The sequence below is a fragment of the Streptomyces sp. NPDC007875 genome, from assembly GCF_042868035.1.
Lineage (GTDB): Bacteria > Actinomycetota > Actinomycetes > Streptomycetales > Streptomycetaceae > Streptomyces > Streptomyces antimycoticus.
The window spans coordinates 216,251-230,423 of record NZ_JBIADZ010000005.1; the positions used below are offsets into that span (position 1 = coordinate 216,251).

General features: G+C 70.5%; 11 protein-coding genes. 4 read left to right on the forward strand and 7 right to left on the reverse strand.

All coding sequences use genetic code 11. The features are described from left to right. Positions 1-208: 208 nt before the first annotated feature. The 6 genes from ACFYOY_RS12710 to ACFYOY_RS12735 all read right to left on the reverse strand — a co-directional run bounded on the left by ACFYOY_RS12710 (position 209) and on the right by ACFYOY_RS12735 (position 6,368). The gene (locus ACFYOY_RS12710) at positions 209-1,240 is read right to left on the reverse strand and encodes a hydroxyacid dehydrogenase (RefSeq protein WP_388586500.1); all 1,032 of its coding nucleotides are present in this window, start codon (positions 1,238-1,240) and stop codon (positions 209-211) included. Next, the gene (locus ACFYOY_RS12715) at positions 1,237-2,151 is read right to left on the reverse strand and encodes a carbohydrate ABC transporter permease (RefSeq protein WP_161559081.1); all 915 of its coding nucleotides are present in this window, start codon (positions 2,149-2,151) and stop codon (positions 1,237-1,239) included. The genes ACFYOY_RS12710 and ACFYOY_RS12715 overlap by 4 nt, the downstream gene beginning before the upstream one ends. Beyond that, a complete protein-coding gene (locus ACFYOY_RS12720; RefSeq protein WP_351884738.1) occupies positions 2,151-3,098 on the reverse strand; it encodes a sugar ABC transporter permease in 948 nt (315 codons plus the stop codon). Before ACFYOY_RS12720 ends, ACFYOY_RS12715 begins: the two co-directional genes overlap by 1 nt. 73 nt (positions 3,099-3,171) lie before the next feature. Continuing rightward, entirely contained in the window at positions 3,172-4,521 is a 1,350-nt protein-coding gene (locus ACFYOY_RS12725; protein ID WP_351884249.1) for a sugar ABC transporter substrate-binding protein, read from the reverse strand. 100 nt (positions 4,522-4,621) lie between these two features. After that, a complete protein-coding gene (locus tag ACFYOY_RS12730; protein ID WP_351884246.1) occupies positions 4,622-5,704 on the reverse strand; it encodes a substrate-binding domain-containing protein in 1,083 nt (360 codons plus the stop codon). 100 nt (positions 5,705-5,804) lie between these two features. Then, positions 5,805-6,368: a sigma-70 family RNA polymerase sigma factor gene (locus tag ACFYOY_RS12735; RefSeq protein ID WP_351884243.1), complete on the reverse strand. Its 564-nt coding sequence runs from the start codon at positions 6,366-6,368 to the stop codon at positions 5,805-5,807. 63 nt (positions 6,369-6,431) lie between these two features. On the opposite strand from ACFYOY_RS12735, the gene ACFYOY_RS12740 reads away from it, so the two are divergent. The 4 genes from ACFYOY_RS12740 (at position 6,432) to ACFYOY_RS12755 (ending at position 12,744) form a co-directional block, all read left to right on the forward strand. After that, complete coding sequence (locus ACFYOY_RS12740; protein ID WP_388586505.1) at positions 6,432-9,350, forward strand: BTAD domain-containing putative transcriptional regulator; 2,919 nt, start codon at positions 6,432-6,434, stop codon at positions 9,348-9,350. A gap of 309 nt (positions 9,351-9,659) precedes the next feature. Next, on the forward strand, positions 9,660-10,301 hold the full coding sequence (locus tag ACFYOY_RS12745; protein WP_351884237.1) for a DUF4142 domain-containing protein: 642 nt from the start codon (positions 9,660-9,662) through the stop codon (positions 10,299-10,301). A 20-nt stretch (positions 10,302-10,321) separates the two neighbouring features. Further along, positions 10,322-11,809, forward strand: coding sequence for a DUF1996 domain-containing protein (locus tag ACFYOY_RS12750; RefSeq protein ID WP_388586508.1), 1,488 nt, complete (start codon positions 10,322-10,324; stop codon positions 11,807-11,809). Next, entirely contained in the window at positions 11,809-12,744 is a 936-nt protein-coding gene (locus ACFYOY_RS12755; RefSeq protein WP_388586511.1) for an RNA polymerase sigma factor, read from the forward strand. Before ACFYOY_RS12750 ends, ACFYOY_RS12755 begins: the two co-directional genes overlap by 1 nt. Before the next feature lie 107 nt (positions 12,745-12,851). Here ACFYOY_RS12755 and ACFYOY_RS12760 read toward each other — a convergent pair whose 3' ends face one another. Beyond that, complete coding sequence (locus tag ACFYOY_RS12760; protein WP_388587213.1) at positions 12,852-14,030, reverse strand: PucR family transcriptional regulator; 1,179 nt, start codon at positions 14,028-14,030, stop codon at positions 12,852-12,854. Positions 14,031-14,173: the final 143 nt, after the last annotated feature.

A 14,173-nucleotide genomic window follows, 5' to 3' on the forward strand; every position in this document is an offset into this window, starting at 1 on the left:
CTCCTGGGGTCGCGGGACGTGAGAGGGCGCGCGGATAGCTGGGGTGGAGGAGGGAGCGGGACGAGGGGCAAGCACGGCAAGGCGGAGGAGGGAGGCGACGCGGAGGGGGCACCTCCCAGCGGTAGCTGGGGGAGTCGTCGACCGACGACAGCGCCGCCAGGCGCCGCCCATCGCCCCGCGACGCCGCCCCACCCATCCGCGCGCCCGCTTACGCCGAGCGGTCGAGGATCTCCGGTCGTACGGGGTGGGCGAAGTCGCGGCCGGTGACGTAGTTCTCGATCTCGCCGATGGCGAGGTCGGCCAGCCGGCGCAGCTCACCGCTCTTGGATCCGGCGATGTGCGGGGTGATGAGCGCGTTGTCGCAGTCGTACAGCGGTGAGGTGGCGGGCAGCACCTCCGGCACGGTGACATCGAGGACGGCGCGGATCCGCCCGGCCACCAGCTCCTCGGTGAGCGCCTCCTGGTCCACCACCGCCCCGCGCGCGGTGTTGATGAGTGTGGCGCCGTCCGGCATGGCGGCCAGCAGCTCCCGGCTGACCAGCCCCTGGGTGGCGGGCAGCAGGGGGGTGTGGACGCTGATGACATCGCTGCCGGCGAAGAGTTCCCGCAGGCCGACCTGGCGCGCGCCGAGTTCCTGCGCCTCCTGAGCCGTGACATACGGGTCGTACAGCCGCACGTCGAGGTCGTACGGGCGCAGCAGCTCGATCACCCGGCGGCCGATGACCGAGGCGCTGAGGATGCCCACCGTCCGGCGGTAGTTGCCCGCGTCCGGATAGCGCTCGTTCCAGTCGATCGTGCGCCGCTCGGCGCGGTAGTCCCGGGCGATGTCCAGGATGCGCTTGTTGGACAGCAGGATCATGGCGACGGTGTACTCGGCGACGGGTACGGCGTTGGCCGCGGCCGCCGAGGAGACCGAGATGCCGCGCTCCCAGCAGGCGTCGGTGATGTGGTGGCGTACGGTGCCCGCGGTGTGGACGACGGCGCGCAGCCGGGGCGCGGCGTCGAGCGCGCGGCGGTCCAGGGGCGGGCAGCCCCAGCCGGTGACCAGCAGTTCGGCATCGGCGAGGGCACGGCGCGCGGCCGGGGTGGTGAAGTCCTCGAGGACGAGGCCGGGATCGAGGTCGAGGAGTTCGGTGAGCCGGTCCATACTTCCGGATCCGAGCACCTGCCGGGCGGAGCGCTCGGCCATGGCCAGGGCGGCTCGGGGGCGGTGGCGGGCGGAGATGTGCGGGTCGGTCACTTCACGCTCCCTGCGGTCAGTCCGGACTTCCAGTAGCGCTGCAGCATCACGAACGCCACGATCAGCGGCACGACGGCGAGCAGTGAGCCGATGACCACGAGAGGGTAGTACTCGGGCGAGACGGTGGCGGCGCTGTTCCAGGTGTAGAGGCCGAGGCTGAGCGGATACAGGTGCTGGTCGGAGAGCATCACCATCGGAAGGAAGAAGTTGTTCCAGATGGCCGTGAGCTGAAAGAGGAAGACGGTCACGAACCCGGGCCCGAGCATCCGCAGGCTGACCCGCACATAGGTCTGCAGTTCGCCCGCGCCGTCGACCCGGGACGCCTCCAGCACCTCGTTGGGCACATAGCCGCTGCTGAGCAGGCGGGCGAGGTAGACGCCGAAGGGGTTGAAGAGCACCGGGATGAAGACTGACCAGAAGGTGTTGACCATTCCGATGTTGGAGGCCACCAGATAGAGCGGCAGGGCCAGCACGGTCGGCGGCACCATGACGCCGGTGAGCACGAGGCCGAACAGCTTCTCCTTGTGCCGGAACTCGTACTTGTCGAAGGCGTAACCCGCGGCGACGCTGATGAGCGAGCCCACCAGGGCGCCGACGACCGCGTACAGCAGGCTGTTGACGTACCACTCGCCGTAGAGCCCGCCGTCCATCGAGAACAGGTCGGAGAGGTTGCGCCCGAAGGAGAAGTCGCCGAAGGAGAGGATGTCGCTGCCGAAGAGGGCGTCGGCGTTCTTGGTGGACGCCAGCAGCAGCCACAGCGCGGGCAGCATGGTGTAGAGGGCGGCGATCAGAACCACCGCGTTGGCGATGCCACGGCTGGTCAGCTTGGAGCGCCCGAAGGGCTTGCCGAGCGGTCTGGCCGGTGGTCCCTGGGGAGCGTTCACGGGGGTGGTGGGTGTGGTCGTGGTCATCACGCTCTCCGTTCCCGGCGGCCCGACCAGCGCGTCACGGCGTACGACAGGACACAGGTGACGATCAGAAGAATGATGGAGGCCGCGGAGGCGAGTCCGTAGTTGTTGCGGCGGAAGGCCGCGTCGTAGATGTACATGTTCGGGGTGAAGCGGGAGTTGACCATCGGGGTGGCCTGGTTCATCAGCATGGGTTCGGTGAACAGCTGGAGCGCGCCGATCAGGGAGAACATGCACACCATGACGACGGAGCCCCTGATGATGGGCACCTTGACCTGGAGCGCGGTACGGATGCCCCCGGCACCGTCGATGGTCGCCGCCTCGATCACCTCACGCGGCAGCGCCTGGAGCGCGGCATAGAAGATGATCATGTTGTAGCCGAGCCCGCTCCACAGGGCGATATTGACGATCGACGGGAGCACGGTGTGCAGACCGAGGAAGTCGACGGTGATATCGGCCTGGGCGAAGAGCTTGATGACCGGGCTGAGCCCCGGGGTGTAGAGGTACAGCCAGATGACGGCCGCGATGATGCCGGGAACGGCGTGCGGCAAGTAGACCAGCATCTGCGCGGTCCGCCGCATCCGCACGAGGCCCGAGTCGAGCAGCAGGGCGAGCGCGAGCGCGCTGATGACCACGAGCGGGACGAAGATCGCGCAGTAGAGGGCGATGGTGCCGAACCCGGAGAGGAAGCTGGGGTCCTGCAGCACCGAGAGATAGCTGCGCAATCCGGTGAAGACGGTGCGCCCGCCGCCGAAGCCGAGTCCCTCGTGGTCCTCGGAGAAGAGGCTGAGGTAGATGGCGTAGCCGACGGGGACCAGGAACACGGCGACGAGCAGCGCCGTGAAGGGGGTCAGCAGAACGGCCGCGGCGACCCTCTGCTGGCGTCGTCCGGTTCTGCGGGGCGGGTCGGCGGCGGCCGCCGATGGCGGCGCCGCCCCTTTCGAGGACATGGCGGTGCTCACGGATTACCTCGGCTCCAACGGGAAGAGGTGCGGCTCGGGGTGGGACGGGAGATGACGGGGCTCAGCGGGTGGTGACCGACAGGCCGAGGCTCTTCAGATCGGGCATCGTCCGGCTCTGGGCATCGCGCAGGGCTTTGAGGATGTCGCCGCTGCCGGCACCCGCCTTCGCGAGCCCGTCGTCACCGGAGCTGGTGGTCGAGGTCATCCGCGGGCCCCACTTCCAGGTGGGCGCGATCCGCTCGGCCTCCTTCTGGAAGAGACCGAAGATGTCCTGGCCGGAGTAGTAGCTGGTGTCCATCTCCTTGCGGGCGACCGGCACCAGGCTGGGCACGGACGGGAAGGCGCTGCTGACGCCGCTGGCGAGCTTGGCCTTCAGGGCGCCGGGGCTGGTCACCATCCAGGAGATGAACTCCATGGCCTCCTTGGGGTGCCGGCTGTCCTTGGTGACCATGAAGGTCGAACCGCCCTGGGTGCTCACCTTGGGTTTCGCCGGATCCCACTGCGGCATCGGCGCGATGGCCCATTTGCCCTTGCCGTCGGGAGTGGACGCCATCATCGAGCCCGCGGCCCAGGCGCCCGCCAGATAGCCGGCCGTCTCCCCGCTGCGCAGATGGGCCCGCCACTGCTGACTGGACCCGGGCTCGACCCGCACCAGGTCGTCGTCCATCATCCGCTGCCAGTAACCGGCGACCTTACGGGTGGGGGCGTCGTCCATGGAGATCTGCCAGGTGTCCCCGACGGTGTCGTACCACTTCGCCCCGGCCTGCCAGGCGTAGCCCGCCATATAGAGGGTGCCGCCGGTGGTGAAGAGGCTGGCGATACGGGACCGGGGCTGGGCCTGCTTGAGCTTGCGGGCCGAACTCTCGAACTCCGCCCAGGTCTTGGGGACCGGGATGTGGTTCTTGGTGAAGATGTCCTTGCGGTACAGGAAGACCATCGGCTCGATGTCCACCGGTACGGCGTAGGTGCGCCCGTCGAAGGTGGTGAGGTCCAGCGCCTGCGGCAGGATCTTTTTGCGTACCGAGTCGGGCATCAGCTTGGTGATGTCCCGGGGCACACCGTCGATGGTGAATCCGGGCAGCTGGGGGTATTCGATGGTGGCGACGTCGGGGGCGTTGCCCGCGCGCGCGGCGTTGCTGAGCTTGGTCCAGCCGCCCTGCTCCCCGGAGGGGACCTGCTGGAACTCGACTTTGATGCTGTCGTGGGTGCGGTTGAACTCGTCCACGACCTCCTGACTTCCACGCAGCGCCGACCAGAAGGTCAGGCGTACGGGACCGTCGCCGACGGCGTCGGATCCGCGGCTTGTGGAACAGCCCGCCAGAACGAGGGCGAGCAGCGTGAGCAGTGCGGTGGTGCCCGCCGTCGCCCGGCGTCCGGTTGCCGAGCGCCCTGGGCGTCTATGACCTGGCATGGGCCCTCCCCTGAGTCAGCGGTGGAGTCAGGGGAATCTTGAGCGCTTGACTGAAAAGCCGTCAATACATCGAACAGAAGAAACTAAAGCGGTCAAACAATCAGAGAAGTGGGGCGGTGGAATCCCGGACCACCAGCTCCGGCAGCAGCTCCAGATGGCGGGCGGCGCCGGCCCACCGCCCGGTCCGCGTCCGCTCCAGCTGGCGGGTCAGCAGCTCCAGCGCGGCCTGCCCGACCTCGCCCTTGGGCGGCGCCACGGCCGTCAGCGCGATCTGCCCCATGTCGGCGACCACATCGTTGTACGCGACCACCGAGCAGTCGCGCGGCACCTCGACACCCGCCTCCCGCAGCCGCTGGACCAGCACCAGCGCGTCCATGTCGCCGTGGATCAGCGCGGCGGTGGCCCCGGCGCGGCGCACCGCCTCCGCCAGGTCGGCCGCGCCCGCGTCACGCGGACGCGGATCGGGCCCGGCGGTGCGCGAACTGAGCATCACCGGGCACCCCTCACGGATGCCACGGGCCGCGGTCTGCGCCGCGAACTCCAACCGGATCACCCGTGCGGTGGGGCTGTCGTCGCGCGCCGCCAGCACGATGCGCCGATGCCCCAGCGAGGTCAGATGCTCGAGCGCCAGATGCACCCCGTGGGCGTGGTCCGAACGCACACAGTCCAGCCCGTAGATGGCGCTGCCCCGGTGGGGCCGGCGCTCGACCAGCACCACCGGGAGCTCCAGGGCGCCGAGCCACGCATGATCCGCCCGCTCCTCCGCCTCGGTGCGCCAGCGCGGCGAGAGCAGCAGACCCCGCGCGCCCGCGTCCAGCGCCTGGCGGACCGCGCGCTCGGTGCCGCGCTCGTCCGCGGCGATGTGCAGCGCGAGTCGCAGCCCGGACTTCTCGGCGGCCTCGCGCGCCGCCTGGACGGCCTCGGTGAGATAGGTGTTGCGCTCGGGGACCACCATGCCGATGGTGTCGCCGGTGGCGGTGGACTCCTGGGCCATCGGCCGCAGCGAGCGCGCCACCCCGTGGCCGCGGCGCACCTCCCCGCGCTGGGCCAGGTCCTCCACGTCCCGCCGTACGGTGACGACGGACACCGCCAGCTCATCCGCGAGATCGGTGATCCGCGCGCTGCCCCGGGCCTCCACCAGTGCCGCGATCCGTGCCTGCCGCTTCCGCGCCGACTCCCGCATGTTCCCCACCCCTGACGCGATCGGCTTTCGTCTGCACTCGAAACACCGCCATAGTAGCGATCATTCGATCAGAAAGCAGTCGGCGGGTGTCCGGAGGGGGTCAGCACTCGGTGACGCCGCGCGCCCGCAGAGCCGTGCGCAGGGCCCGAGTCGCGTAGTACGTCCGCGATTTGATGGTTCCGGGAGGCACCCCGAGCGCACGGGCGGCCTGGCTGACGCTGCGGTCCAGGTAGTGCAGATGCAGCAGCACCTCTCTTTGCGGAGGCGCCAGGTCCGCCATCGCGTCCCACACCAGCTGTGCGGTGAGCGCTTGATCGACCGCGTCCGGCGCGGTCAGCAGCGCCATCTCCGCCTCACCGGCCGTCTCCACCGATCGCTCCGCCTGGTCCTGGTGGCCATCGGTCACCAGGTCACTGACCACGGTGAACAGCCGGTTACGGACGGTCTCGTCCATGGGGCCGACGTCCATGGGGCGCTGCCAGGCGCGGATCGCCACCTCCTGCACGATGTCCTGGGCCCGGTGCCAGTCCCCGCCCAGCATCCGGGCCGCCAGGCGGTGCAGTGCCAAGCCGTGCCGTCGGTACAGCGTCCGTAAGAAGGTGTCGGCGTCGGTCGTGACGGCCGCCGCGCGGTTGTCCATCGTCTCGTTCCCCCCGAGGCTCATGTGTCAATGGCGCGAGCGTAAAAGAAGGGCGACGCCGATTGAGTGACGAAAGTCTGACGTCACATGGCGGCCGGAAGAACGCGGTGCCCGAAACGGGCTCGACTAAGATCCCTAGTTGTGCGATTTACGGTGGTAGGCCCGGTCAGGGCGTGGCGTGACGATGTCGAACTGGAGCTGGGTCCGCCCAAACAACGAGCGCTGCTCGCACTGCTGCTGGTGCGGGCGGGACAGCCCGTGGCGCTCAGCGAAATCGTCGACGTCCTCTGGGCGCAGGATCCGCCGAGCACCGCGGTGAATGTGGTGCACCGCCATGTGGGGTCGGTGCGCCGGCTGCTGGAACCCGGTCTGCCGGCGCGGGCGGAGGGCAGCCGGCTGGTGCGCAGCTCGGGCGGCTACCGGCTGAACGCCGACGCGGACGCGCTGGATCTGCTGCGCTTCCGGGAGCTGAGCGAATCGGCGCGGCGCACCGCCGCCGCGGGCGAGCCGGAGCGGGCGGCCGAGCTCTTCTCACAGGCGCTCGCTCTGTGGCAGGGGCCGACCGCCACCGGAGTCCCCTCCGACATCCAGACCCATCCCGTCTTCTCCGGTGTCGACCGGGAACTTCTGGCCATCGCCAAGGAGGCCGCCACGACGGCACTGGCCTCCGAGGTCCCGGAGCAGCTGCCCACCGTGCTCCAGCAGTTCGCCACCCACCATGCGCTGGACGAGACCCTCCAGGCCCAGCTGATCCGGGTGCTCGCCGCCACCGGACGGCGGGCCGAGGCGCTGGAGGTCTTCTCGACCGCGCGGAACCGGCTGGCCGATCAGCTCGGCGTCCCGCCCGGCCGCGAACTGCGCGCCGCCCATCGCGAGGTGGTGCCCCGGTCGACCCCGGCCCCCGCCGAGCCGGTCCAGCCGGTCCCTCCGGCGGCGGCGCCCGCCCCGGCGGTCCGCCCCGCTCAGCTCCCGCCCGACCTGCCCGCGTTCAGCGGACGCCATGCCGAACTCGCCGGTGTCCATACTCTGCTCCCCGAGGGCGCCGAGGCCGGCTCACCGGGCCCGGTGGTGATCAGCGCGATCGACGGGATGGCCGGGGTCGGCAAGACCACGCTGGCCGTGCACTGGGCCCATCGGATCGCCCATCGCTTTCCGGACGGGCAGCTCTACGCCAATCTGCGCGGCTTCGATCCGACCGGTTCGATGATGTCGCCGAACGAGGCGCTGCGGGCGTTCCTCCACGCGCTGGGGATTCCACCGAACCGGGTGCCCACGGGTCTGGATGCCAAGACCGCGCTGTACCGCAGTCTGCTGGCGGGGCGGCGGATGCTGATCCTGCTCGACAATGTGGTGGACTCCCAGCACGTCCGGCCGCTGCTGCCCGGCTCCCCCGGCTGTCTGACCATTGTCACCAGCCGCAATCAGCTCCACGGTCTGATAGCGAGCGAGGGGGCCCGTCCTCTTACTCTGGGGCCGCTGTCCCCGGCCGAGTCCCATGAGGCGCTGGTCCGGCGGCTGGGCACGGACCGGGTCGCCGCGGAGCCGCAGGCGGTGGCGACCATCGTCCGGCTGTGCGGGCGGCTGCCGCTCGCGCTGGCGGTGGTGGCCGCCCGGGCCGCGACCCGTCCGTCCTTTCCCCTTTCTTCTGTCGCCGCGGAGTTGCGCGAGAGCCAGGGGAACCTCGACGCGTTCGCGGGCGCCGATCCGAGCACCGACGCGCGGAGCGTCTTCTCCTGGTCCTACCGGGCCCTGGACCGGGAGGCCGCCCGGCTGTTCCGGCTGCTGGCCCTGCATCCGGGGCCCGAGGTCTCGGCCGCCGCGGCCGCGAGCCTGGCCGGGCTCCCGCTCCGGGTCACCCGTGCCCTGCTGACCGCGCTCACCCGCGCCCATCTGCTGGTGGAGCAGGCGCCGGGCCGCTACACCTTCCACGATCTGCTGCGGGCCTACGCCATGGAACTGGTCCAGGACCACGACCCGGACGAGATCCGCCACGACGCCCGGCACCGGATGTTCGACCACTATCTGCACACCGCGCGCACCGCCGCCACGCTGCTCGCCCCGCGCCGGACCGAACCGCTGCCCCTGTCCCCGGCCCGGCCCGACGCCGCGCCCGAGCACCTCGGCGGCCAGGACCGCGCCGAGGCATGGCTCTCGGCCGAGCGGGTCGTTCTGCTGTCGGTCGTCGAGCACGCCCGCGACCACGGCTTCCCGTCCCACGCCTGGCGGTTGGCCGTGACGCTGGAGCTCTTCCTGGACCGGCGCGGTCACTGGCAGGAGCAGACCGCCATCCAGCGCACCGCGCTGGGAGCTGCCCGGGCCCTGTCCGATCGGCTCGGCCAGGCGCACAGCCACCGCACCCTGGGGTTCGCCGAGGGACGGCTGGGCCGGTACGAGGAGGGGTGTGGCCATCTGGAGCGGGCGCTGGAGCTGTTCACGGAGCTCGGCGAGGCGGGCGGACAGGCCCGCACCCTGCGCTCGCTGGCCTTCCTGTCCAACAGTCAGAGCCGCTACCAGGAGGCGCTGGACCACTACCGGCCCGCGCTCGACCACTACCGCGCCGCGGCACACCTCAGCGGACAAGCGAGCGTGCTCAACGAGATCGGCTGGACCCATATCCTCCGCGGTGAGTACGAGCACGCGCTGGCCCACTGCCGCCAGGCCGTCGAACTGCACCGGCGGATCGGCGACTCGGCCGGCGAGGCCGCCGCGCTGGACAGCGTGGGGTACGCGTACCACCACCTCGGACGGTATGAGCACGCCCTCACCTCGTACGGCCGGGCGCTCGCCATCTACCGCGAGATCAGCGACCGGTACCTGGAGGCCGACACACTGCACCACCAGGGGGACACGCGCCTGGCCCAGGGCGACCTGGCCACCGCGCTCATCGACTGGCGAGGAGCCCTGGAGATTCTCCAGGAGCTGAACCACCCCGATGCCCGGGTCCTCGACGGCAAACTGGGGCAGTACCGGCAGTCACCGCATCCGGCCTCGGCTCTCAGCGGATGACGGGGCCTGGTGGGCGTGGTCTTCCGCGCTGTCGCATCCACGGCGGGGCGCCTCCGGGTCGTCGGGACGGTGCGCGGCGGGCCGCTGGGGCGCGGCCGGGCACCGGGTTCTCCCTGCCGTACGTACGGGCCCGGTGAGTTGCTCAACCAGGCGGGAAAAAATTTCTCAACTGCCCCGCGGATCGCGGCCGCGCAGGGTAGCAGCTGGAAGTGATCTCTGTCCCGGCTTTATTCACTGGTGATGAGGTCTCCACGACCGAGCCACACGAGGTACTAGCGTCCGGTGTCACTCCGAACCAAGGAGGGCGCTGTGCCACCAGCAAAACTCACCAGACCCATCGCCTCCAGCCGAACCATCGGCACCGGCCTCATCATTGGGGCGCTCGCCGTCACACTGGCGGCGATCCTCATCCCGGTGTCGCTGTTCGGCGAGAGCAGCGCGGCCCTGCCGCGCAACGGCGTCACGGACGACGGCGGTGGGACGGTCAGCACCCAGTACGGGCCGCTCACGGCCACTGACCGGGACTTTGTCCGCAAAGTCAGGCTCGCCGGAACGTGGGAGCTCCCCGCTGGGCGCCTCGCCCAGGAGCGGGGCGGCCGGGACGCGGTGAAGACCGCCGGTGAGCATCTCATCGAGGGACACACCGAACTCGACCGCCGCTCCGAGGAGGTCGGCCGGGCACTCGGGATCCAGCTGCCCAACCAGCCCAATGCGCAGCAACAGGGCTGGCTGAACGAGATGACCAGCGCCGGCAGCAGCGCCCAGTTCGAGCGGGTGTTCGCAAACCGGTTGCGCGCCGCTCACGGCAAGGTGTTCAACCTTGTGGCGCAGGTGCGAGCCGAGAGCCGCAACTCCATGGTCAGATCTCTGGCCACCAGGGCCAATGCCATCGTTCTCGACCACATCACGGTCCTCGAGGACACCGGGCTTGTCGACTTCGACACCCTCTAACGACTAAGTGAAGTGATCTTATGAGGCAACAGACCCACAAACGCGGGCGGTTCACCAATAAGACCGTCGCCATCGTCGCCGCCCTGGCGCTCGGCGGTGGCGGGGCCGCGATCATCGCCGCCAACGCGTCCGCCCACGGCGACAAGGGCGACTCCGGCCAGAACAACACCGTGGCCGCGAAGGCGGGGACGATCCAGTGCCCCGATGTGGGGCAGAAGCTGAGCGATGTGCCGGAGAAGGCCAGGCCCGAGGTCGACAAGAACCTGGCCGAGCTGGACAACCAGGTGGCCAAGGCCTACCAGCAGATGAACCAGCAGCAGGGTTCGAACGACGCGGTGCTCTCCAAGCTCAACGACGAGCGCTCCCGGACGATGGACAACATCGGCTCGGCCATGGGCGGCGACAACTCCCAGCTGCAGGGGATGAACGACTGCAAGTGGCAGGAGGTCGCCACCCAGGGCGGTCAGCAGCAAGGCGGTCAGCAGCAGGGCGACCAGCAAGGCGACCAGCAAGGTGGTCAGCAGCAGGGCGACCAGCAGGGCGACGACCAGCAAGGTGGCGGCGACCAGGGCGGCGAGGGCGCCAACGACGTGCCCGGCAACGCGGGCGGCCAGGCGGGCAACGGCCCCTCGCAGGACGACTTCGTCGACATCACCAAGGTGCAGCCGAACGTCCAGCAGCCGCCGCAGGCCCAGGAGAACGGCTCCACCGGCACCTTCGCCACCGAGTGCGGCGTCGGCGACCCCGAGCTGCGCAACAGCGACAACGTGATCGTCGCGCCCGGTGTCGGCAACGGCGCCCACCACACCCACGACTACGTGGGCAACGACAGCAACGACGCCTTCGCCAACAACCAGACCTTCGAGCAGGGCGGCACTTCCTGCAAGAACCAGGACGACAAGTCGACCTACTACTGGCCCGTGGTCCGCGCCCAGGACGGCAAGGACGAGGCGGACGCCAATGAGCTCGGCGGTGGCCAGGAGGGCAACGTCGGCACGATCCTGACCCCCACCAGCTCCAAGATCGAGTTCAAGGGCAACGCGCAGAGCAAGGTCACGGCGATGCCGAAATTCCTGCGCATCATCACCGGTGACGCCAAGGCGTTCACCAACGGCGACGCCAACGCCAACGCCTCCTGGAGCTGCACCGGCTTCGAGGACCGGCAGCTGACCGACAAGTACCCGCTCTGCCCCGAGGGCAGCTCCGTCACCCGGACCTTCGACTTCCAGAGCTGCTGGGACGGCCAGAACATCGACAGCGCCAACCACCGTGACCACGTGGCCTTCGCAGGCGAGGACGGCTCCTGCCCCAACGGCTTCCAGGCCATCCCCCAGCTGGTGAACACGATCACCTACGATGTGCCGGCCAACACCCCGTTCGCGGTGGACGGCTTCCCCGAGCAGTTGCACAAGCCCATCACCGACCACGACGACTTCATCAACGTGATGTCGGAGGACCTGATGAACGAGGCGGTGGACTGCATCAACAGCGGCAAGCAGTGCGGCTGATGGAACACGATCACCAGACGCGCGTCGGCCGTGAGGCCGGCGCGCGTCGCGCTGCCACCGCGCACTTACACGAGGCCGCGGACGACGACGCGGCCACCGACACTCCGGCGGCGGGACATCCGGACACCGAGGGGCTCCAGGGCCGGGGACATACCGACCGCCCGGTCCGTACCGCCTCGGACCACGAGCTCACCCGGCAGTTGACGGAGGGCTACCGGTCGGGCAGCAGCAGCCCGGCGGCGGGCGACCTGCTCTACCGCCGCCACCACGCGGCGACCCTGCGCTACGCCCTGACCTGCTGCCGTGACCCGCATGACGCCGAGGACCTGGCCTCCGAGGCGTTCTTCCGCACCTTCCAGGCCGTTCGCGCCGGGGGCGGACCCAGGGGTCCCTGGCGGCCGTATCTGCTCACGGTCGTGCGCCATACGGCGACGGAGTGGAGCGCCGGGGAGCGCCGGGTGCTGCTGACCGCCGACTTCGAGTCCTGGCGGCACTACGCGTCCACGGCCGATCCCCAGCAGCATCTGGTGGCCCGGGAGGACCGCCGGTTGCTCATCCGCAGCTTCCGGGGGCTTCCCGAGCGCTGGCAGACCGTGCTGTGGCTGACCCTCGTCGAGGAGGAGTCCCCGCACCGGGTGGCCATGGTCCTGGGCATCTCCCCCAGCGGGGTGACCTCGCTGGCCTTCCGGGCCCGGGAGGGGCTGCGGGAGTCGTATCTGCGGGCCCATCTGGAGTCGGCGCGCGATGACCGGTGCCGGCACTACAGCGGCCTGATCGGCGCCTCGGTGCGCCGGGGCGGGGTGCGCGGCCGGGCGCTCGCACGCCATCTGGCCGGATGCGCCTTCTGCTCCCACGCCTACAGCGAACTGCTCGGCCTGAACGCGGCGATGCGTACGGCCCCGCGTACCGCGGCGCCCGCCGGGGCGCGAGGCTAGGGCCCTCCTCCGGCGATCCGCATCGTCCGAGCGGCGGGTCCGGGTCGGCCCGCGACAGCGAAAACCGCCGACCGCGTGAGCGCGGCCGGCGGTTCGCCTTCTGCGAGTCAGAGTCCGTTGACGCGTGCCTCCCTGGCGATGCCCAGCGGCCGGACACCGGGGGGCGCGCCGGCACGGGTCCGGCGGCCGACCCGGGACGCGTGGCGCCGTATCCGGTCCATCTGCGCCATCAGCCTGCGGCCGCGCAGCGCCATCTCCAGCTCGAAGCGTATTCGGGGGTCCCGCAGACCCGGCCCGAAGAGCTTCTCGATCTGGCGCAGCCGGTAGCGCACGGTCTGCGGATGCACCTTGAGGGCCTTGGCCGCCTCGGGCGCGCCACCGCCCTCCAGCCAGGCCAGTAACGTCATCTGCAGCCGCTCGCTCTGCCGGGGGGTCAGCCCGACCAGCGGCTTGAGCCACCGGGCGGCCAGCGCCCGGACCAGCGACTCGTCCTGCAGGAGCAGCAGCATCGACAGATGGTCGTCGACGAAGAGCACCCGGGCCTCGGGGCCGGAGCGGGCGGGCGCCAGGGTCAGCAGGCGCCGTGCCCACCGCACCGACGAGGACGCGTCGTTGAGCGGCACCACATGGCCCACGGCCGCGGTGCGGCCGCGCAGCGCGGTCTCCAGTGCCGTCCGGGTGCCGGGCTCGGCGGGCGCTTCGCGCTCCGGCTCCCGGTCGCCTTCCGCAGTGGCGGCGGTGGCGGCGGTCTCCACCGTGGGGCCCGGGTCCGCGTCCGGGTCGGGGATCAGCAGGCACAGCTCGTCGCCGACCGCGCCGATGAGGGTGTCGCCCAGCACGGCGGCCAACTGCGGCGCCTCGCCCGGCGTGGGCAGGGCGATGGCCTGCACTGTCTCGGGAAGCGGCCACCGGGCCGCCCGGGAAAGCTCCACCAAGGTGCGCTCGGATACCGCCACTTCACCGATGAGGGCCTCGAACAGGTCGCGCCGGGCCCGCTCGGGCGGCACCTCGGCCAGCGCCTCCTCACCGGAAGGGGGGACGGCGGCCTGCTCGCCCGCACCGTCCTCGCCCGCCTTGCGGTGGCCGAGTGCCGTCAGGAGAGCCTGCTCGACTCCCCCTCGGACCTTGTCTCGCTCAGAGTCCTCCAGAAGTTCGGCGAATCCCGGAATTCTGTGCCGAAGGTTCTCAACCACCTCGTCGGCCACGGACGGGAGTTCATTGCGCAGCACTCGGGTCCACTCGCCACGGGGGCGGGACCAGACGCGGTTCACGAGTTCGCCCATCATTACCTCGTTCTTGCCGGGGGGAGACCTGGCCGTTGGGGGGTCGGCCAGGTCCGTGGAGGTTGCCTCCGTCACCGGTTCGTCCAGTACCGGTCAGGGAGTCGAGGGTCCTCCGCTACGTCATAGAGGACCCCACCCCCTCCCGG

What these genes read in the sequence shown, in the direction of transcription:
- ACFYOY_RS12720 (WP_351884738.1), bottom strand. Translation starts at nt 3,098, where the DNA reads ATGTCCTCGAAAGGGGCGGCGCCGCCATCGGCGGCCGCCGCCGACCCG.
- ACFYOY_RS12755 (WP_388586511.1), top strand. Translation starts at nt 11,809, where the DNA reads ATGGAACACGATCACCAGACGCGCGTCGGCCGTGAGGCCGGCGCGCGT.
- ACFYOY_RS12740 (WP_388586505.1), top strand. Translation starts at nt 6,432, where the DNA reads ATGGCGGCCGGAAGAACGCGGTGCCCGAAACGGGCTCGACTAAGATCC.
- ACFYOY_RS12715 (WP_161559081.1), bottom strand. Translation starts at nt 2,151, where the DNA reads ATGACCACGACCACACCCACCACCCCCGTGAACGCTCCCCAGGGACCA.
- ACFYOY_RS12735 (WP_351884243.1), bottom strand. Translation starts at nt 6,368, where the DNA reads ATGAGCCTCGGGGGGAACGAGACGATGGACAACCGCGCGGCGGCCGTC.
- ACFYOY_RS12725 (WP_351884249.1), bottom strand. Translation starts at nt 4,521, where the DNA reads ATGCCAGGTCATAGACGCCCAGGGCGCTCGGCAACCGGACGCCGGGCG.
- ACFYOY_RS12730 (WP_351884246.1), bottom strand. Translation starts at nt 5,704, where the DNA reads ATGCGGGAGTCGGCGCGGAAGCGGCAGGCACGGATCGCGGCACTGGTG.
- ACFYOY_RS12750 (WP_388586508.1), top strand. Translation starts at nt 10,322, where the DNA reads ATGAGGCAACAGACCCACAAACGCGGGCGGTTCACCAATAAGACCGTC.
- ACFYOY_RS12760 (WP_388587213.1), bottom strand. Translation starts at nt 14,030, where the DNA reads ATGATGGGCGAACTCGTGAACCGCGTCTGGTCCCGCCCCCGTGGCGAG.